The sequence below is a fragment of the Mycolicibacterium holsaticum DSM 44478 = JCM 12374 genome, from assembly GCF_019645835.1.
Classification (GTDB): Bacteria; Actinomycetota; Actinomycetes; order Mycobacteriales; family Mycobacteriaceae; genus Mycobacterium; species Mycobacterium holsaticum.
The window spans coordinates 5,112,818-5,130,713 of record NZ_CP080998.1; the positions used below are offsets into that span (position 1 = coordinate 5,112,818).

The 17,896-nt window shown below is 67.6% G+C and carries 17 protein-coding genes; 11 read left to right on the forward strand and 6 right to left on the reverse strand.

Annotation, left to right across the window (positions count from 1 at the left end):
* Positions 1–44: 44 nt before the first annotated feature.
* From eccB to K3U96_RS24515, 4 genes are all read right to left on the reverse strand, one after another.
* A complete protein-coding gene (gene eccB / locus K3U96_RS24500) occupies positions 45–1,592 on the reverse strand; it encodes a type VII secretion protein EccB (RefSeq protein WP_220691369.1) in 1,548 nt (515 codons plus the stop codon).
* On the reverse strand, positions 1,589–3,406 hold the full coding sequence (eccA, locus tag K3U96_RS24505) for a type VII secretion AAA-ATPase EccA (protein ID WP_220691370.1): 1,818 nt from the start codon (positions 3,404–3,406) through the stop codon (positions 1,589–1,591). Before eccA ends, eccB begins: the two co-directional genes overlap by 4 nt.
* Positions 3,407–3,510: 104 nt before the next feature.
* Positions 3,511–4,398 carry a class I SAM-dependent methyltransferase gene (locus K3U96_RS24510; protein WP_220691371.1) on the reverse strand — a complete coding sequence of 296 codons (888 nt, stop codon included), beginning with the start codon at positions 4,396–4,398 and terminating at the stop codon, positions 3,511–3,513.
* A 43-nt stretch (positions 4,399–4,441) separates the two neighbouring features.
* The gene (locus K3U96_RS24515; RefSeq protein ID WP_069407217.1) at positions 4,442–5,341 is read right to left on the reverse strand and encodes an oxygenase MpaB family protein; all 900 of its coding nucleotides are present in this window, start codon (positions 5,339–5,341) and stop codon (positions 4,442–4,444) included.
* Between the two features lie 80 nt (positions 5,342–5,421).
* Here K3U96_RS24515 and K3U96_RS24520 point away from each other — a divergent pair, with 80 nt between their 5' ends.
* Complete coding sequence (locus K3U96_RS24520) at positions 5,422–6,027, forward strand: TetR/AcrR family transcriptional regulator (protein WP_069406006.1); 606 nt, start codon at positions 5,422–5,424, stop codon at positions 6,025–6,027.
* A gap of 84 nt (positions 6,028–6,111) precedes the next feature.
* On the opposite strand, the gene K3U96_RS24525 is transcribed toward K3U96_RS24520, so the two are convergent.
* Positions 6,112–6,687 carry a VOC family protein gene (locus K3U96_RS24525; protein WP_220691372.1) on the reverse strand — a complete coding sequence of 192 codons (576 nt, stop codon included), beginning with the start codon at positions 6,685–6,687 and terminating at the stop codon, positions 6,112–6,114.
* Positions 6,688–6,783: 96 nt separating this feature from the next.
* Here K3U96_RS24525 and K3U96_RS24530 point away from each other — a divergent pair, with 96 nt between their 5' ends.
* From K3U96_RS24530 to K3U96_RS24560, 7 genes are all read left to right on the forward strand, one after another.
* Positions 6,784–7,431, forward strand: a complete 648-nt coding sequence (locus K3U96_RS24530) for a TetR/AcrR family transcriptional regulator (RefSeq protein ID WP_069406004.1) — start codon at positions 6,784–6,786, stop codon at positions 7,429–7,431.
* The gene (locus K3U96_RS24535; protein WP_220691373.1) at positions 7,428–8,570 is read left to right on the forward strand and encodes an alpha/beta hydrolase; all 1,143 of its coding nucleotides are present in this window, start codon (positions 7,428–7,430) and stop codon (positions 8,568–8,570) included. The genes K3U96_RS24530 and K3U96_RS24535 overlap by 4 nt, the downstream gene beginning before the upstream one ends.
* Positions 8,561–9,532, forward strand: coding sequence for an NAD(P)-dependent oxidoreductase (locus tag K3U96_RS24540; protein ID WP_220691374.1), 972 nt, complete (start codon positions 8,561–8,563; stop codon positions 9,530–9,532). The genes K3U96_RS24535 and K3U96_RS24540 overlap by 10 nt, the downstream gene beginning before the upstream one ends.
* 61 nt (positions 9,533–9,593) lie before the next feature.
* A complete protein-coding gene (locus tag K3U96_RS24545; protein WP_220693677.1) occupies positions 9,594–10,916 on the forward strand; it encodes an MFS transporter in 1,323 nt (440 codons plus the stop codon).
* The gene (locus tag K3U96_RS24550) at positions 10,894–13,119 is read left to right on the forward strand and encodes an acyl-CoA dehydrogenase family protein (RefSeq protein ID WP_069406001.1); all 2,226 of its coding nucleotides are present in this window, start codon (positions 10,894–10,896) and stop codon (positions 13,117–13,119) included. Before K3U96_RS24545 ends, K3U96_RS24550 begins: the two co-directional genes overlap by 23 nt.
* A gap of 40 nt (positions 13,120–13,159) precedes the next feature.
* On the forward strand, positions 13,160–13,423 hold the full coding sequence (locus K3U96_RS24555) for a hypothetical protein (protein WP_069406000.1): 264 nt from the start codon (positions 13,160–13,162) through the stop codon (positions 13,421–13,423).
* 39 nt (positions 13,424–13,462) lie between these two features.
* Positions 13,463–13,777, forward strand: a complete 315-nt coding sequence (locus tag K3U96_RS24560; protein ID WP_069405999.1) for a hypothetical protein — start codon at positions 13,463–13,465, stop codon at positions 13,775–13,777.
* A gap of 15 nt (positions 13,778–13,792) precedes the next feature.
* On the opposite strand, the gene fadD2 is transcribed toward K3U96_RS24560, so the two are convergent.
* On the reverse strand, positions 13,793–15,490 hold the full coding sequence (gene fadD2 / locus K3U96_RS24565; protein WP_069405998.1) for a long-chain-fatty-acid--CoA ligase FadD2: 1,698 nt from the start codon (positions 15,488–15,490) through the stop codon (positions 13,793–13,795).
* 65 nt (positions 15,491–15,555) lie between these two features.
* Here fadD2 and ligD point away from each other — a divergent pair, with 65 nt between their 5' ends.
* The 3 genes from ligD to K3U96_RS24580 all read left to right on the forward strand — a co-directional run bounded on the left by ligD (position 15,556) and on the right by K3U96_RS24580 (position 17,789).
* Entirely contained in the window at positions 15,556–16,803 is a 1,248-nt protein-coding gene (ligD, locus tag K3U96_RS24570; protein WP_220691375.1) for a non-homologous end-joining DNA ligase, read from the forward strand.
* 118 nt (positions 16,804–16,921) lie between these two features.
* Positions 16,922–17,332: an STAS domain-containing protein gene (locus tag K3U96_RS24575; protein WP_069405997.1), complete on the forward strand. Its 411-nt coding sequence runs from the start codon at positions 16,922–16,924 to the stop codon at positions 17,330–17,332.
* Positions 17,333–17,417: 85 nt separating this feature from the next.
* On the forward strand, positions 17,418–17,789 hold the full coding sequence (locus tag K3U96_RS24580; RefSeq protein WP_069405996.1) for an NYN domain-containing protein: 372 nt from the start codon (positions 17,418–17,420) through the stop codon (positions 17,787–17,789).
* The last annotated feature ends 107 nt before the right edge of the window (positions 17,790–17,896 follow it).

Below are 17,896 nucleotides of genomic sequence, written 5' to 3' on the forward strand. Positions count from 1 at the left end.
TCGTTCGGCGCATTCGGTGGCCATGGTTCGCGCGCAAGCTTCGCTCACGGGGTCTCCCTCACGACGGCGGGTCGGGGGTCGGCGGCGAGCCCGTCGTGGGCCAGCAGCGCGTCGGCAGCCGACAGCGTCGGGCCCGGTGCGAACTGGCTCAGCATCGACCACGGTATCGGCAGCGGCGGCGGGTTGAGCCCGAGCGCCGCGAGGGTTTCCTGGTCGCCGTCTGTGTCGAGGCCGTACCGCACACCGGTGTCCGCCAGCCAGAAGTACGCCCCTGCGCTTTCCACCAGGTAGCCGCGGCCCGGCGTGATCACGACACGGTCGGCGGTGCCGCCGGATCCGGCACCCACCAGGGGCACGCTGCGCAGCTCTTCAGAAACCGGAAGCGTTACGCCGGAACGCATTTCGAGCCTGCCGCTGGTGGCGTCGGCGGGCCTGACCCACTGGGCACACGTCAGCGGTGCCGATCCGGCGTCGACCAGCGTCACCTGCTGGCGCGGATAAGCCGAATCGTCGATGAGGCGGGCCACCGGGAGGCGGGCGATGTCGTCGGCGCCGAGACGCGGCGGCTGATCGAGCCCGAACGAGTCGGTGTTGCGCAGCACCGCCGCGACGACCGGCGAAACGGGTTGCAGCCCTTCGCTGAGCACCACGTAGTGGCGCAGCGTGTTGTCCGCGTCGAACGACGTCACGACGGCCCCGACGGGCGCGGCCACCGGGAGCGCGAAGCGTGGCGGTTCACCGGCAGCGGGGATGGCGGGCGCGCTCAGCGCGGGACCCTCGGGTACGGCGTTGAACAGGCCGGCTGCGATGGGGCGGGCATCGGTCGTTTCGACGCCGAACCCGAGCGCGCCGGTCACCGCGCGGTCGTTCAGATCGATCGGGCTGCGTCTGCCGCCCCACAACAGCCAGGTGCCGGCCTTCGGTCCGTTCGCGTTGGTGACCAGGACGGCCTTGTCGTCGGGCAGCGGGCCGGCCCGTTCGCCGCCGTCGGTCAGCGCGCCCGCGATCATCGTCACGCCGGTCGCCGGACCCGAGACACCGTCGCAGACGGTCCAGTCCGCGTCTCGAGTTGTGTTCTGCACCATGCGTTCCGGAGCGCCGGGGATACCGACGAGGTTGCCGCGCGCGAACTGGTCGAGTTCGTCGCTCTTCACCATCGTGGGGTTGTCGGGGCGGCCCGCGATGAGCCGGGCGGAGGTCAGGTTCAGCACCGGGTGCAGCTTGTCGCCGAGGCGGACGTAGAGCGCCGATGTGGTGCGGTCGGCCAGGATCGCGTCGTTACCCGGCTCTCCCGCCGGCCTGATGAGCGAGAAGACGAAGCAGCCTGCCAGCCCGGTGACCAGCACGAGTGCCCCGACGAGCACCGAACGCGACTGGGTGCGCAGCGGATCGACGAGCATGCGGGTGTCGTGCAGGGCGACCCCGGATGCGATGCGGCGCATGATGAATCGCCATCCCGATACCTGGTGCCGGGTGACGAAGCCGCGCCGGTAGCCGACGTGGTCGGGGTTGTGGTTGGTCGGTGTGCGCGAGCTGAAACCCCGGCGGTCTCCGCGGGCGGGGTATTCGTTCTGGTTGTCGGCGGCGCTCATCCGGGCACCGTCAAGCCGAGTCCACGCAGCAACGGAACGGCCGATCTGGTCACGTCCTCGTCGGTGATCGTCATCAACTCGTCATCGGTGAACTCGGTGGCGTCGGAATGGTCGAGCCGGTATTCGCGCTCCTCCTCGGAGCGCTCGACCAGGTTGCGCACGAAGCGGCCGTTGCCCGCGATGTCGAGGTTGCGCCGCGCTACCCCGTTGGAGTCGGGCGTGGTGCCCTCGGCGAGTTGGCCGAACAGCGTCTCCATGTGCGCCAGCGCGGCGGGCTCGAAGAGGCTGTCCCGCTTCTCGGCCATCCGGGTGGCGATCTCGACGAGCTCATGCGGTGTGTACGACGGGAAGTCGATGCTGCGGGTGAACCGGGAGCGCAGCCCCTCGTTGGTGTCGAGGAACGCGTCGAGGTCCTTGCGGTAGCCGGCGATGATCACGACCAGCCGCTCCCGGTCGTTCTCCATGCGGGCCAGCAAGGTGTCGATGGCCACCAGCCCGAAGTCGTTCTTGGCACCGGTCGACACCAGCGCGTACGCCTCGTCGAGGAACAGCACACCGTCCAGCGCGTTGTCGATGATGGCGTTGGTCTTGGCCTCGGTCTCACCGATGTGCTGACCGATCAGGTCGGCGCGGTGGACCTCACGCACGGTTTCTTTTCTGAGAATGCCTAGGCCGCAATAGATTTTGGCGACGACGCGCGCGATCGTCGTCTTACCGGTGCCGGGCGGCCCGGCGAACACCAGGTGGTTGGCGCGGTTGGCGACAGCCAGCCCACGCTCCTGGCGGCGGATCGCCATGGCGACCGAACTCTTGAGCCGGGCCACCTGGTATTTGACCTCTTCGAGGCCGATGAACTCGGCGAGCTCGGCCTCGGCCTCGATCAACAGGTGCGCCTTGCGCTCCTTGGCGCCGGGGTCGATGAAGTCGCTCTCGTCGGGTTCGGTCTGCGGATCCCACGGATCGGTGCGCGCCTCGATGCGCGCTGCGGTCGTCGGCACGATGCCGTAGGAGGTGTCCGACAGTGCCAGCTCGACCTGTTCGTTCTCCGGGTTGGCGGCGTAAAGCTCGGCGAGCACGTCGGCCGCGTCGAGGTCCTCACCCTGCGCGCGCAGCGACAGGGCCTTGACCAGGGTGCCGTCCACCGTCGCGACGTCGATGGGACCGACCGGGTCGTCCAGATACGACAGTGCGGGGGCGAACATGCCCAACCGCGCCAGGGAGGTGCCCAGCGCAATGCGCACGGCATGGGCATACGTCTCGTCCAACGTCGAGTCGTTGACGATCGGGCTGAGCAGCCGAACCACGTCTGACCACCGTTCGGTGCGGTAGTACATCGCGACGCGTACCCAGCGGGCCTGTTGCCAGCCGGGCCGCCTGGCGATGAGCGGGTCGACGAGTTCGTCCGCCGCGGCGAAGTCGCCCGCGTCACCGCACGCGACGGCGTAGGCCAGCTGGAAGTCGTCGGGGGTGGAGGCGTGAAATTGCAGGTACAGGCCGGTGTCATAGGTGAACGCCAGGTCGCCGTCGCCGAGCTCGATTTCCCGCTGCAGTACTCCCGCGGTCGCGACGGTCTGCCACACGGCCGCGATGACGCCGACGCTGGTGTCCCCGGCAGCCGCCAGCCCCGTCCAGGCATCGCATTGGTCACGGGCGATGCGGGTGAGTTCGGTGAATCCCGAGCGCGCGGCGGCGAGGTCGGTCGGCCGTCGCCGGTCATGCACCGACAGCCCCAGGTCACGACAACACGTGGCGAACCGGCTGACGACATCGCGGTCGACCCGGGCCGCAGCGGCAATTCCCGTCGAAAGGGGCATGCCCCGTCGTCTCCCTCGATTTGGCTAAGCAAACTTTGGCTGAAGTTAGCATTGCATAAGCTAACTTGTCGAGACGCACGGTCGGGCCGCTGCGGGCGTTCAGCTCAGTGTTTTACCGCGTTGACCAGCGTGATGGTGGTCGTCATGAGGCCCGCCTCGGAGTCGGGCGCGGGCACCGGCCTGCCGCTCTCCCGCAGAAGTTCCGTCAGCGGGGTGGGCTGAGCGCGCCAGCCGCGGGCGCCGAACCACTCGGCGGCGGGTTCGTGCTGTTCGTTGTAGACCAGCGTGAAGAAGGTGCCCTCCTCGCCGGCCGCCCGCTCCTCTTCGCGCTTGGCCTCGAACGCATCGGCGTCCATCGGCGGGGCTTCCTCGACGGCGACGTGGCTGCCTGCCGCCGCGAGCCTGTCGATACCGGTGAACAACTGGTGCTGGGCGGCGGCGGGCAGATAGATGAGCAGACCCTCGGCGATCCAGGCCGATGGCGCCGACGCGTCGAACCCGTTGTCGCGCAGGGCCTGGGGCCAGTCTTCGCGCAGGTCGACCGCGACCTCGCGGCGCTCGGCGGTGGGGGTGTAGCCGCTCAGCACCTCACGCTTGAACGCGAGCACCGCCGGCTGGTCCAGTTCGAAACACACCGTGCCGTCGGGCCAGTCCAGCCGATAGGCACGAGAATCCAGGCCGGCGGCAAGCAGCACCACCTGACGTACCCCGGCCTCGGCCGCCGCGCGGAAATAGGTGTCGAAGTATTTGGTCCGAACGCCCTGGAAGTTCACGAAGTCGGCGCCGAACTCGGATTTCAGCGCATGGTCGGGTGCGTTCCCGTCGAGCAGATCGGCCCACTGGCCGCCCACCGCGCGGCAGAACACCGCGGCAAACGGGTCGACGGCGACCGGGTCGGCCTTCTGCGCCTCGAGTGCTCGCGCCGCGGCGACGAACAGTGCGGTCGAACCGACGCTCGTCGTGATGTCCCAGCTGTCGTCGTCAGTGCGCACACTTGCGGTTATACGCCGCGAATACGACAGCGCGCCCGGCGGCCTACACCAGCGGCCGGCCGGTGCGGATCCGCCAGTCCAGATCCTTGAGCAATACGTTGAACGGGAACTGCCGAAGGAACGGGGGCAGCAGGTTGTTGATGGTGCGCAGGACCGCGATCACCCTGTCGAACCGGCGCTGCTTGTCGGCGTCCCAGTCCAGCTTCATCTCGTCGCGGAACCGCTGCGGCAGGAACCCGCCGGTGATCAACAGGTTGAAGTCGTCCATCCGGCGCTGGACCGGAGCGGGCAGCTTGACCCCGCGGAGGCGGCCCGCGGCGATCGGCCACAGGTACTCGCGCACGGCGTCGTCGATGTGCACCTTCTCCAGCGACTCCTGCCAGTACTTGTCGAAGGCCGCGCGGTCCTTCGGCCACATGTCCTCGGGGACCTGCAACGTCGTGCCCAGCGGGATGCCTTCTTCGTAGTGCCGCTCGGCGGTTTCCTCGTCCATCTCACCGACGAACAGCCGGTAGACGTCCACGCCGCCCTTGTACAGGCAGGCGCCCACCCACAACTGCAGGTCCTTGTCGAAGGCGTTGTACTTCACCGGGCTGTCGTCGAGTGAGTACACCTGCGCGTGCGCACGGTTCACCGCGCGGCGGAACGCGGCCTTCTGTTGGTCGCTGCCCATCGTGGCCACCGCCAGATAGGTGAAGGTGGTGCGTGCGCGTTTGATCGGGTGCCGGTCCACCCGGCCGCTCTCGACGCGGCTCTCCATCACGCCGTAGCCGACGCCCGGGCGGGCTAACTGCATGATCACGTTGGCGGCCCCGGCCAGCAGCGCGACACCCATCAGGCCGTCGTCGAAACCCGCTCCTCGGCCACGCTTGGCGACGGGTGCCGGCTTGGGCGGATCGCTGACCGCCCGGTCGACATGCGCAATCGGCTCGCTGACCGTCATCGTCACCCCTATCGGCAAATGTGAGAACCTATGTTTCCTGATATTGCCCCAGTGGCCTGACGGGTGTCAAGATGTAGGGCATGGCACAGGTCCGGCCGTACCGCGGCGTCGACGCCGCCGAGCGCCTCGCGCAGCGCCGGCGCCGCTTGCTCGACGCCGGCCTGGACCTGCTGGGCGCCGGCGCCCAGGACCCGGCCGAGCTGACCGTGCGCGCCGTCTGTGCACAGGCCGGGTTGGGGGTGCGTTACTTCTACGAGAGCTTCACCGACAAGGACGATTTCGTCGGCGCGGTGTTCGACAGCGTCGTCGCCGATATCGCCTCCACCACGCAGGCCGCCGTCGCGTCGGCACCACCGGAGGAACAGGCGCGCGCCGGGATGGCCAACGTCGTGCACAGCATCGCCGCGGACGCGCGGGTGGGCAGGCTCCTGTTCAGCGTCGAGTTGTCGAACACCGTGATCGTGCGCAAACGCGCGGAGTCGACGGCGTTGTTCGCCGCCCTGCTGTTTCAGCACGCGGGCGCGATGGGCGCCGGGGGCGACGAACGCATCAAGGCCAGCGCGCACTTCGCGGTCGGCGGGGTGGGTCAGACCATCAGCGCCTGGCTGTCCGGTGACGTCGACCTCGAACCCGACCAACTCGTCGAACAGCTGGCCACCGCCCTCGAAGTGCTCGCGCAGATGTAGTTCTGTTGGGGTTCTTGGGCGCCGAGCTCGACGTCTTGGCGCGATCTACTCGCACTTTCTCGCCCGGTTGTCCCTTTCGGCGCGTCAGGCGGTGACGCGGGGGCGGCGGTCGGCCGCGGTCTTCGGCACGGTGACGGTGTCCTGTTCGGTGAATTCCTTGGTCCAGCAAGCAAACTCAAGAGTAATGCCGTCGGGGTCGTGAAAGTAGAACGAGCGCACGTAGACACCGGGGTGCACGGTAGGTGATGCCTGCGTCTCGCTCTCGTCATGGTTGAGCACCGGTCCGACGCGCACACCCTTGTCCTTGAGCTTCTGCCGGTACTCGTCGAACTTCTCGGCAGGCACGTGAAACGCCAGGTGGTTCATGGTGCTGACGGCGCTGACGATGTCACCGATGCCGGGGATGGCCGCAGGCGACGAAATGCCCGCGACCCGGTCCGGGGCATCGGCGAACCAGAAGAACGCCACGCAGTCGCCGTTGCCGGCGTCGAAGAAGAAGTGCTGGCCCATACCGCCCGGCAGGTCGAGCGATTTGATCAGCGGCATGCCGAGCACGTTGCTGTAGAAGTCGACGGTCTTTTCCATATCCGAGCAGACCAACGCCACGTGGTTGATGCCGCCGAGTTCGAACTCGGAGTTGGGATTGTCGGGCTTGATCATGCCACGCCTCCTCGGGCGAACCTCTGGCCAAGAACGCAAACTGAATCTAACATCAGGTTCAGTTTCGAGCAACGGCCCGTGAAGGAGTCCGCCGGAATGACCGTCACGCCGCGCATGCCGCTGCCGACCGTGCGCGGCAGGCAGACCAAAGCCGCCATCGACGCCGCGGCCCGTGCGGTGATCGCACGCAAAGGCATTCTGGCCACGACGGTTTCGGACATCGCCGCCGAAGCGGGCCGTTCGACGGCGTCGTTCTACAACTACTACGACTCCAAGGAAGCGATGGTCCGTGAGTGGGCCGTGCGGTTCCGCGACGAAGCCAGGAAGCGGTCCCGGTCCGCGGCGGAACCCGGGCTTACCGACTGGGAACGGTCCTATCAGGTGGCCACTGCGCACTGGACCACCTATCGCCACCGGCTGGCCGAGATGATCAGCGTGTCGCAGCTGGCGATGGTCAACGACGATTTCGCGCAGTACTGGACGGACATCTGCGCACTACCCATCGCGTTGATCACCAAGATGATCAAGCACGCTCAGCGGCAAGGCTTTTGCACCGACGACGATCCGCACCTGACCGCGGTGGCGCTGGTGTCGATGCTCAACCAGTTCTGCTACACACAGTTGTCGGGCGGCGGTGAGAACCCCGTCGGGCGCGGCGACGGGAAAAATCCGGACGACGAGGCATGCATCACCGCGCTGGCCAACATCTTTCACCGGACGATCTATTACAGGGGGCCCACATGACCAGAACACCGGTGAGCGCCGGCGCGCCCGGCGTCACCCGTGAGTTCGTCGGACTCGACTCGTCGACCGCGCGGCGAGCCGGCGCCGGCGGCCACCCCTGCCAGGGGCTGTACCACCGCGGAATGGGGCGCAAACCCAAGGTCGCGATGATCGCCACGCACTACCAGATCGATTTCTCCGAACACTATCTCGCCGACTATTTGGCCACCCGCGGCATCGGGTTCCTAGGCTGGAACACCCGCTACCGGGGCTTCGAGAGCAGCTTCCTACTCGACCACGCGCTGGTCGACATCGGTGTCGGGGTGCGCTGGCTGCGCGACGTGGCAGGCGTGGAAACCATTGTGCTGCTTGGCAACTCAGGCGGCGGATCGCTGATGGCGGCCTACCAGGCCCAGGCGGTCGACCCGCACGTGACGCCGCTACCCGGAATGCGGCCCGCGGCCGGGCTCACCGAGTTGCCGCCCGCCGACGGCTACATCGCCAGCGCCGCGCACCTCGGCAGGCCCGACGTGCTCACCGCATGGATGGACGGTGCAGTGATCGACGAAAACGACGCCGTGGCAACCGACCCCGACCTCGACCTGTTCTGCGAGGACAACGGCCCACCGTACTCACCGGAGTTCGTGCAGCGCTACCGCACCGCGCAGATCGCCCGCAACCACGCGATCACCGACTGGGCCGAGACCGAACTCAAGCGCGTGCGCGCCGCCGGCTACTCGGACCGCCCGTTCACGGTGATGCGTACCTGGGCCGACCCGCGCATGGTGGACCCGAGCCTGGAACCGACCAAACGGCCGGCCAACATGTGCTACGCCGGCGTCCCGGTGAAGGCCAACCGCTCGGCACACGGCATCGCCTCGGCATGCACGCTGCGCAACTGGATCGGCATGTGGAGCCTTCGAAACGCGCAGACGCGCGCCGAACCGCACCTTGCCCGAATCGACTGCCCCGCACTGGTGATCAACGCCGAACAGGACACCGGGGTGTACCCGTCGGACGCCAAACGCATCTATGACGCGCTGGCCAGCACCGACAAGACGCAGTGCTCGGTGGACACCGACCACTACTTCACCACGCCCGGAGCCCGCAGCGAGAAGGCCGATCTGATCGCCACGTGGATCGCGAAACGATGGCATTAAGCGTTCTCGCGCACTTCTCCCCAGGCGAGAAGGTCACCGAATTCCTTGCCCCCTACACCGATTGGCTCGACATCCGCTACTGCGAAGAGGATGACGACGACACCTTCTATCGGGAACTGCCCGACGCCGACGTCATCTGGCATGTGCTGCGGCCGATCTCCGGTGCGGACCTACAGAAGGCCAGGCGGCTACGGCTGGTGAACAAGCTGGGCGCCGGGGTCAACACGGTCGACGTGGACACCGCGACCCGGCTGGGTGTCGCGGTCGCCAACATGCCGGGCGCCAACGCGGCATCGGTGGCCGAAGGCGCCGTGCTGCTGATGCTGGCCGCGCTGCGTCGGCTGCTCGAACTGGACCGCGCCACCCGCGAAGGCCGGGGCTGGCCCGCCGATCCCAGCCTCGGGGAGACGGTACGCGACATCGGCGGCTGCACGGTCGGGCTCGTCGGTTACGGCAACATCGCCAAGAGGGTCGAACGGATCGTCGTCGCGATGGGCACCCCGCCGTCGGCGGTGCTGCACACCAGCACCCGAGACGACGGGCATCCCGGTTGGCGCCCGCTGCCCGACCTGCTGGCGGCCAGCGACATCGTCTCGCTGCACCTGCCGCTGACCGACCGGTCGCTGGGCCTGCTCGACGCGACGGCACTGGCCCGGATGAAACCCGAAGCGGTGCTGGTGAACACCTCACGCGGCGCGATCGTCGACGAGATCGCGTTGACCGAAGCGCTGCGGGCCGGCCGGCTGGCCGCGGCCGGGCTGGATGTGTTCGCCACCGAACCGGTCGCACCGGACAATCCGCTGCTGAGCCTGTCCAATGTGGTGCTCACCCCGCACGTCACCTGGTACACCGTTGACACGATGCGCCGCTACCTGACCCACGCGGTGGACAACTGCCGTCGGCTGCACGAGGGCCAACCGCTGCTGCACGTCGTCAACACTGTCGACGGACAGACCCATTAACGCCCCGCCGCTGCAGGCGCGCACCGTGCGCAAGGTCATCGTGCGCCTGGTGCCGTTCCTGATGGCGCTGTACTTCGTCAACTACCTGGACCGCACCAACCTCGGCATCGCCAAGGCCAGCATCAGCGAGGACCTGCAGCTCTCGACGACCATGTTCGGTTTCGCCGCGGGCATCTTCTTCATCGGCTACGTCCTGGTGGAGGTGCCGTCGAATCTGGCCCTGCACCGGTTCGGTGCGCGACGCTGGTTGGCTCGCATCGCGGTGTCGTGGGGAATCGTGGTGGTGGCCATCGGGTTCGCACCCAACGCCGGAACCCTGCTGGTGTTGCGCTTCCTGCTCGGGGTCGCCGAGGCCGGCCTGTTCCCCGGCGTGATCTTCTACCTGAGCCGCTGGTTTCCCAGCGCATACCGGGCCCGCATCGTCGCGATGTTCATGCTCGCCACCCCCATCGCCGCCGCCGTCGGCACACCGCTGGCGGCATGGTTGATACACGTCGGCGACGGGCTGTTCGGGTCCGGCTGGCAGTTCATGATGATCTGCTGCGGCATCCCGGCGATCGTGCTCGGAGTGGTGTGCTGGTTCTACCTGACCGACCGGCCCTCGGATGCACAGTGGCTCACCGACGAGGAACGTCGCTGGCTCGTCGAGGTGTTGGCCGACGAGGAACGTCAGGTCAGCGAGCACTTCGATTTTCCGCTGCGACGCGCGTTGGGCAGCCCGCGGATCTGGGCACTGGCGGTGGTGTATTTCGGGATCGCCTACGGCCTGTACGCGCTGGCGTTCTTCCTGCCGTCGATCATCTCCGGGTTCCAGGAGAGCTTCGGGCTGACGCTGTCGATCCTGCAGGTCGGCATGATCACCGCGATCCCGTACACCTGCGCGGCGGTCGGGATGTACCTGTGGTCGCGGCACGCCGACCGCACCGCTGAACACGTATGGCATGTCGGGATCCCGATGCTCGTCGGCGGGCTGACCATCCCGGTCGCGCTGTATCTGGACGGTCCGGTCCTGGTGATGATCGCGGTCACGGTCGTCGCGCTCGGCGTGTTCTGCGCGATCCCCAGTTTCTGGGCGCTGCCGTCGCGGTTCTTGACCGGGGTGGCGGCTGCCGGTGCGATCGCGTTGATCAACTCCGTCGGCAACCTCGGCGGCTTCGCTGCGCCGTACATCACCGGCGCTCTGGTCGACCTCACCGGAAGCGAACGGGCCGGAATGTGGGCGGTCGGCGCGGTGATGCTGCTCTCCGCCGCGGTGGTGGTCGCATTGCGTGCCACGCCTGCTCGGGACCGACGGCGCCAAGGTAGCCTCGGTCCCAACCGACCGGTTAGTTTGGGGTCAGAAGACACGAGGGAAGGCAACCATGCCGATCGCAATCAGCACTGAGCACAACGACCTCGCCGATTCGGTGCGGTCCCTGGTGGAACGGGTGGCGCCGTCGGAGGTGCTGCACGAGGCGCTCGAGACGCCCATCCCCAACCCGCCGCCGTACTGGAAGTCGGCCGCCGAGCAGGGTCTGCAGGGCGTGCACCTGGCAGAATCCGTCGGTGGACAAGGGTTCGGCATCCTCGAGTTGGCCATCGTCCTGGCCGAGTTCGGCTACGGCGCGGTGCCGGGGCCGTTCGTGCCCTCGGCGATCGCCAGCGCGCTGATCTCCGCGCACGACCCCGACGCGAAGCTGCTCAACGACCTGGCATCCGGCAACGCCATCGCCGCGTACGCCATCGACTCCGGGCTGACCGCCACCCGGCAGGGCGAAGCGGATTCGGCCAGCCTCGTCATCCGCGGCGAGGTGCGCGCCGTGCCGGGCGCCGCGCAGGCGTCGGTGCTGGTGCTGCCCGTCGCCGGGCTGGAGGAAGGGACCAGCGGCTCCAAATGGGTGGTGCTCGACGCCGACCAACTCGAGATCGAACCCGTCAAGAGCGTCGACCCGCTGCGGCCGGTGGCCCATGTGCGCGCCAACGCGGTAGAGGTCGGCGATGACCGGGTGTTGCACAACCTGAGTCCGACGCTGGCCCGCGCGTTGATCTCGACGCTGTTGTCGGCCGAATGCATCGGGGTGTCCCGCTGGGCCACCGACACCGCGTCGGAGTACGCCAAGATTCGCGAGCAGTTCGGCCGCCCGATCGGGCAGTTCCAGGCTGTAAAGCACAAGTGCGCGAACATGATCGCCGAGACCGAGCGGGCCACCGCCGCGGTGTGGGATGCCGCGCGCGCGATCGACGAAGCCCGCGAAGGCGGCGAAAACGGCGCGCAGGAAAGCGCTTTCGAGTTCGCCGCGGCGGTCGCGGCGACGCTGGCCCCGGTGGCCGCTCAGCACTGCGCGCAGGACTGCATTCAGGTGCACGGCGGCATCGGCTTCACCTGGGAACACGACACCAACGTGTACTACCGGCGCGCGCTGGTGCTGGCGGCGTCCTTCGGCCGCCTCGCGGACTACCCGCAGCAGGTGGTCGACGTTGCGACCAGCACCGGGATGCGCCAACTCAACATCGACCTCGACCCGGACACCGAGAAGCTGCGCGACGAGATCCGCGCGGAAGTCGCTGGGCTCAAATCGATTCCGAGCGACGAGCGCAACACCGCGATCGCGGAGGGCGGCTGGGTGCAGCCGCACCTGCCCAAGCCGTGGGGCCGCTCGGCTGGACCCGTCGAGCAGATCATCATCGCCCAGGAGTTCGAGACCGGCCGGGTCAAGCGCCCGGCCATGGGGATCGCGGCCTGGATCATCCCGTCGATCGTCGCGTTCGGCACCGACGAGCAGAAGCAGCGGTTCCTGCCGCCGACGTTCCGCGGCGAGATGATTTGGTGCCAGCTGTTTTCCGAGCCCGGCGCCGGCTCTGACCTGGCCAGCCTGACCACCAAGGCCACCAAGGTCGACGGCGGCTGGCGGATCAGCGGACAGAAGATCTGGACCACCGGGGCGCAGTACTCGCAGTGGGGCGCGCTGCTGGCCCGTACCGACCCAAGCGCGCCCAAACATAATGGCATCACCTACTTCCTGCTCGACATGACCAGCGAAGGCGTCGACGTCAAACCGCTGCGGGAGCTGACCGGTAACGCGATGTTCAACACCGTGTTCATCGACGACGTGTTCGTTCCCGACGAGATGGTGCTCGGCGAGGTGAACCGTGGCTGGGAGGTCAGCCGCAACACGCTGACGGCGGAGCGGGTGTCGATCGGCAGCAGCGAGCCGCCGTTCCTCGCGACCCTCAACGGGTTCGTGGAGTTCGTCCGGGACGGGCAGTTCGACCAGATCGAACAGAACCACGCCGGTCACCTGATCGCCGAAGGCCATGCGGCCAAGGTGCTCAACATGCGCTCGACGCTGCTGACCCTCGCCGGCGGCGACCCGATGCCGGCCGCGGCCATCTCCAAGCTGCTGTCGATGAAGACCGGTCAGGGCTACGCGGAGTTCGCGGTGGGATCCTTCGGTACCGACGGCGCGATCGCCGAACCGGGCGAAATCCAGGGCAGGTGGATCGAATACCTGCTCGGCAGCAGGGCCACCACGATCTACGGTGGCACCACCGAGGTGCAGCTCAACATCATCGCCGAGCGGCTGCTCGGGCTGCCGCGGGATCCCTAACCGCCCGGAAATCGGTTGCATACCCGCGTAACCTGGGGTGATGAGCATCCTCAAGGTTTGGTTGGCGGCCCCCGCGGCCGCGGTGGGGGTTCTCGTGGCGCCCTTGGCGCTGATCGACCCGCCGTCGCCGCAATACCAGGCCGCGCCCTGCTACAACGGCATCGCCCCCGGTAATCCGTGGGTGACGTCGTGCAACTTCGGCCCGCGCCCACCGAAGGTGCGCGGCGGCATGCCCGACCAGGCCGCGGTGATCGCCTGCCGCGGCTTTCCGGGCTGCCTGTCCTGGTACATCAACGGCCCGTGACGATCGTTTAGCAATCGCGGCCACGGAAACCCTTGGACTATGACCGACGACGTTGAGAAGCGGTTCGACCGCCCCGGTGCGTTCCGCGCGGCCGTCACCTACGGGGCGGTGGTGATCGCGATCGCGGCTGGCGCGTTCGCCCTCTACGCGTTCATCGACCGAGATTCGGTCATCGGGGCCTCCACTGTGCCCGCGATCCTGCTCGTGGGCGGTATCGGCGCGTTCGTCCGGACCTATCACCTGTGGAAGGCCGAAGACAGCGGCTGGGTGGCGTGGCAGGGCGCCGGCTGGTTCCTGCTGCTGTTGATGCTGGTGTGCCTGTCGGTGCCCGGCGCGGCGATGATGGCGTCGTGACGCCGCCTTCTGACCTCAGGATTTCTCGTCGGCTCCGCCGAGGTCCATCTCGCGCAGTTCGCGCTTGAGGATCTTGCCCGTCGGGTTGCGTGGCAGCTCGTCGAGGAAGACCACCTCGCGCGGCACTTTGTAGCGGGCCAGGTGGTCGCGGACGTAGTGCTTGATGTCGTCCTCGCCGATCGACGCGCCGTCGGTCTTGACCACGAAGGCCCGCAACCGGTGCCCCCACTCCTTGTCCTCGACGCCGAGCGCGGTGGCCTCCACGACGTCGGGGTGGCCGCTGATGAGGTCCTCGACTTCGGCGGGGAACACGTTCTCGCCGCCGGAAACGATCATCTCGTCGTCGCGGCCGCTGACGTACAGCAGGCCGTCCTCGTCGAAATAGCCGACGTCGCCTGAGGACATCAGCCCGTCGACGATCTGCTTGTGCCCGCCGCCGGTGTAGCCCTCGAACGGGAAGAAGTTGCCGACGAAGATGCGGCCCACCTCGCCCTGCGGCAGCTCGTTGCCGTTGTCGTCGAGGATCTTGACCTTGACCCCCTTGACCACGGGCCCGACGGTGGCCGGGTTCTTCTCCAGATCCTGCGGTCGCGCGATCGTCGCGAACGCGATCTCGGTGGACCCGTAGAGGTTGTAGACGACCGGGCCGAGGTCCTTGAGCGCGCGAGTGGCCAGTTCGGCGCCGAGCTGCGAGCCCGACACGAACACGATGCGCAGGGACGACAGGTCCGGCTTGTTCTCCATGCCCTCGAACGTGTCGAGCATGCGCGACAACATGACGGGCACCACCACGATTCCGGTCACCTTGTGCTTTTCGATGTCCTCGAGCACGGTGGCCGGCTTGAACCGGCGGCGCAGCACCAGCGTGGTGCCGAGCATCATCGCGATGGTGGCGTGCAGGAACCCCAGCGCGTGGAACATCGGCGCGGGCAGCGAGGTCACCTCGTTGGCCTTGAACGGCACGTGCGAAAGCACCCCGCCGATCGGCGCCAGCGTCGGCGGTGTGCTTCTGTTGGCGCCCTTGGGCGTTCCGGTGGTGCCGCTGGTCAAGATGATGACCGACGAGTGCTTCGTCGCCTTGGGGGCGGGTCGCCCGGTGCTGCGGGCGATGACGTCGGCGAGTGTCTCGTCGGTGCTGCCCGACGGCTGCTCCTTGTCCGGGTTCTTACCCAGCGCACGCAACTTGCCAAGGGGCGGTTCGGCTTTGGCGACCGCATCGCTGTACTCGTCGTCGTAGATGATCAGCTTGGCGCCCTCGCGCTCGGAGACCTCCTTGACCTGCGGGCCGGAGAACTCGCTGTTGAGCATGATGATGCGAGCACCGACACGGGCGGCGCCGTAGAGCGCGATGAGGAACCAGCGGTGGTTGCGCGCCAGGATGGCCACCCCGTCACCGCCCTTGACACCCATCGTCAGCAGACCGTTGGCCACGGCGTGCGCCGCGTGGTCGAGTTCGGCGAAGGTGAACTCGCCGTCGTCGTCGATCACCGCCGCGCGGTCCGGAGTGCGCCGGGCGTTCAGGGCCGGGATCATCCCGAACTCCCCCCAGCGCCGGATGTCGGCAACCATCGCGGCGATGTTCTGCGGCGGTTCGATCTTGAACGCGCCGGCTCCGAACATCTTGCCGAAGTAGTGCATTTCAGCCGAGCCGCGTTCGAGAAGCTGCTGTGCTTTCGCGACGGCCTGCAGCGGGACATCTGTCAGCTTGGGCATACCGCCACAATATGTGACTTGCGTCGCACGGCGGCCGGAATGCTGTGCGGAACTACCATGGCGACATGGCCGGTCCGCTCGCGCTCGAGGTGGACGGCCGGCAGGTGCGCATCACCAATCCGGACAAGGTGATCTTTCCCGATATCGGCGTCACCAAGATCGATCTGATCCACTACTACCTCGCGGTCGCCGACGGCGCGCTGCGCGCGGTGGCGGGCCGGCCGATGATCCTCAAGCGGTTCGTCAAGGGCATCACCGAGGAGGCGGTCTTCCAGAAGCGCGCGCCCGCGAACCGGCCCGATTTCGTCGACGTGGCGGAGTTGAAGTACGCATCGGGGACCTCGGCGGCAGAAGCCGTCATCTCCGACTCCGCCGGGCTGGTGTGGGCGGTCAATCTCGGCTGCGTCGACTTCAACCCGCACCCGGTGCGCGCCGACGACCTCGCCCACCCCGACGAATTGCGGGTCGACCTGGACCCGATGCCCGGGGTGACGTGGGACCAGATCGTCGACGTCGCGCTGGTCGCTCGTGAGGTGCTCGAGGACCACGGGCTGACGGTGTGGCCCAAGACCTCGGGTTCGCGCGGCTTCCACATCTACGCCCGCATCCAGCGGCGCTGGCCGTTCAAGCTCGTCCGCCTCGCCGCGCAGGCGGTCGCCCGCGAGGTCGAACGGCGGGCGCCCGAACTCGCCACCGCCCGCTGGTGGAAAGAGGAACGCCAGGGCGTGTTCGTCGACTTCAACCAGAACGCGTTCGACCGCACGGTCGCCTCGGCGTACTCGGTACGCGCGACGCCCGACGCGCGGGTGTCCACACCGCTGCGCTGGGACGAGGTGCCCGACTGCCGTCCCGAGGCGTTCACCATCGAGACGGTGCCGAAGCGGTTCGAGGTTTACGGCGACCCGTGGGAGGGAATGGACGACTCGGCCGGTTCGCTGGACGCGCTCTTGGATCTCGCCGACCGGCTGGGGCCTGCCGAGAAGGCACCCCGCGGGGCCAAGAAGGGTGCGACATCCCAGGGCGGCCGGCGGGTGTCCGCCAAGCCGCTCATCGAGATCGCGAGAACCAAAACCAAGGACGAGGCGATGGCGGCGCTTGACCAGTGGCGCCAACGTTACCCGTCAGTAGCCGAAAAGCTCCAGCCCGCAGATGTTCTCGTCGACGGTATGCGGGGACCCAGTTCGATCTGGTACCGAATCCGGATCAACCTGCAGCATGTGCCGGAAAAGCAGCGGCCACCGCAGGAACCGTTGCTCGCCGATTACAACCCGTGGGAGAACTACTCGGGTCCGCAGTGGCTGCACCGCGACTGACGATTTGCCAGCCCGAGCGAAAATGGCTTCTTACCAAAGTATTAGCCACAGCTCCCGGTTGCCTTAAATTGGCCGCCTACCTTGGACTTCAAGTTGAGGACCTCGAGAGGAGGCAGTGATGTACGGAAATCCGACATTCGACTGCGCTGGGGCCCAGATTCACGCCGTTTGTCGTCAACTGGCCACAGTGGTGACCGTCGACGGTGTCATCGACGACACCAACATCGAGCGGGTGAACGCATTCGCCCGGCGATTCGTGCTCGCCGAGAAGGCCTTCGTTCTCGACCTGAGCGGTGTGACTTCCTTTACGCCGCACTGCGTTTCGCTGCTGTACGCGGTTGACGACAGCTGCTACCACGCCGAGGTGGAGTGGTCTTTGGTGACCAGTCCCGCGGTGGAAAACGCACTCGGTGGCGTCGCAGCCGGGTTCCCGGTCGCGGCCTCGGTGCCCGACGCCCTTCATCAATTCGCAGCAGGCATCGACGAACGCCGCCGCCTGCTGCCGTTGCTGACCAAGAAGACCGCATAGCGGAAGAGGTCTATTACCGTGCTACTTGATATTCGCTGGCTGGGATACCTGCTCGGCTGGCCCCACACGCCGGCCAAACGGGAGCATGCGCTGGATCGTTGACGGCATGAACGTCATCGGGTCGCGCCCCGATGGCTGGTGGCGTGACCGCGCCGGGGCGATGACCGCCCTCGTCGGTCATCTCGAACGCTGGGCACCCGAAGTCGACCACGTCACCGTGGTGTTCGAACGCCCGCCGTCGCCGCCAATCGCGTCGTCCGTCATCACCGTCACCCACGCGCCGCAGGCCGCGGCCAATTCCGCCGACGACGAGATCGTGCGGTTGGTGCTGGCCGATGAGCGCCCGGCCGACGTCGTCGTCGCCACCTCGGATCGCACGCTGGCCGAACGGGCGCGGGCGGCCGGTGCGTCGGTCTACCCCGCGGACAGGTTGCGCGACCTGGTCGATCCGCGTTGAGCACCGGGCGCCCATTCGGGTGAACGGCCCAGGTGCAGCAGCCGGTCGAGGTCACCCGCGGCCATGCTGGCATCCAGTGCGTACCAAGGGGTTCATCGAGCGCCGAC

What these genes read in the sequence shown, in the direction of transcription:
- K3U96_RS24520 (WP_069406006.1), top strand. Translation starts at nt 5,422, where the DNA reads ATGGCACAGGTCCGGCCGTACCGCGGCGTCGACGCCGCCGAGCGCCTC.
- K3U96_RS24530 (WP_069406004.1), top strand. Translation starts at nt 6,784, where the DNA reads ATGACCGTCACGCCGCGCATGCCGCTGCCGACCGTGCGCGGCAGGCAG.
- K3U96_RS24515 (WP_069407217.1), bottom strand. Translation starts at nt 5,341, where the DNA reads ATGACGGTCAGCGAGCCGATTGCGCATGTCGACCGGGCGGTCAGCGAT.
- ligD (WP_220691375.1), top strand. Translation starts at nt 15,556, where the DNA reads ATGGCCGGTCCGCTCGCGCTCGAGGTGGACGGCCGGCAGGTGCGCATC.
- eccA (WP_220691370.1), bottom strand. Translation starts at nt 3,406, where the DNA reads ATGCCCCTTTCGACGGGAATTGCCGCTGCGGCCCGGGTCGACCGCGAT.
- K3U96_RS24575 (WP_069405997.1), top strand. Translation starts at nt 16,922, where the DNA reads ATGTACGGAAATCCGACATTCGACTGCGCTGGGGCCCAGATTCACGCC.
- K3U96_RS24545 (WP_220693677.1), top strand. Translation starts at nt 9,594, where the DNA reads ATGGCGCTGTACTTCGTCAACTACCTGGACCGCACCAACCTCGGCATC.
- fadD2 (WP_069405998.1), bottom strand. Translation starts at nt 15,490, where the DNA reads ATGCCCAAGCTGACAGATGTCCCGCTGCAGGCCGTCGCGAAAGCACAG.
- K3U96_RS24535 (WP_220691373.1), top strand. Translation starts at nt 7,428, where the DNA reads ATGACCAGAACACCGGTGAGCGCCGGCGCGCCCGGCGTCACCCGTGAG.
- K3U96_RS24555 (WP_069406000.1), top strand. Translation starts at nt 13,160, where the DNA reads ATGAGCATCCTCAAGGTTTGGTTGGCGGCCCCCGCGGCCGCGGTGGGG.
- K3U96_RS24525 (WP_220691372.1), bottom strand. Translation starts at nt 6,687, where the DNA reads ATGATCAAGCCCGACAATCCCAACTCCGAGTTCGAACTCGGCGGCATC.
- eccB (WP_220691369.1), bottom strand. Translation starts at nt 1,592, where the DNA reads ATGAGCGCCGCCGACAACCAGAACGAATACCCCGCCCGCGGAGACCGC.
- K3U96_RS24560 (WP_069405999.1), top strand. Translation starts at nt 13,463, where the DNA reads ATGACCGACGACGTTGAGAAGCGGTTCGACCGCCCCGGTGCGTTCCGC.
- K3U96_RS24540 (WP_220691374.1), top strand. Translation starts at nt 8,561, where the DNA reads ATGGCATTAAGCGTTCTCGCGCACTTCTCCCCAGGCGAGAAGGTCACC.
- K3U96_RS24580 (WP_069405996.1), top strand. Translation starts at nt 17,418, where the DNA reads ATGCGCTGGATCGTTGACGGCATGAACGTCATCGGGTCGCGCCCCGAT.
- K3U96_RS24550 (WP_069406001.1), top strand. Translation starts at nt 10,894, where the DNA reads ATGCCGATCGCAATCAGCACTGAGCACAACGACCTCGCCGATTCGGTG.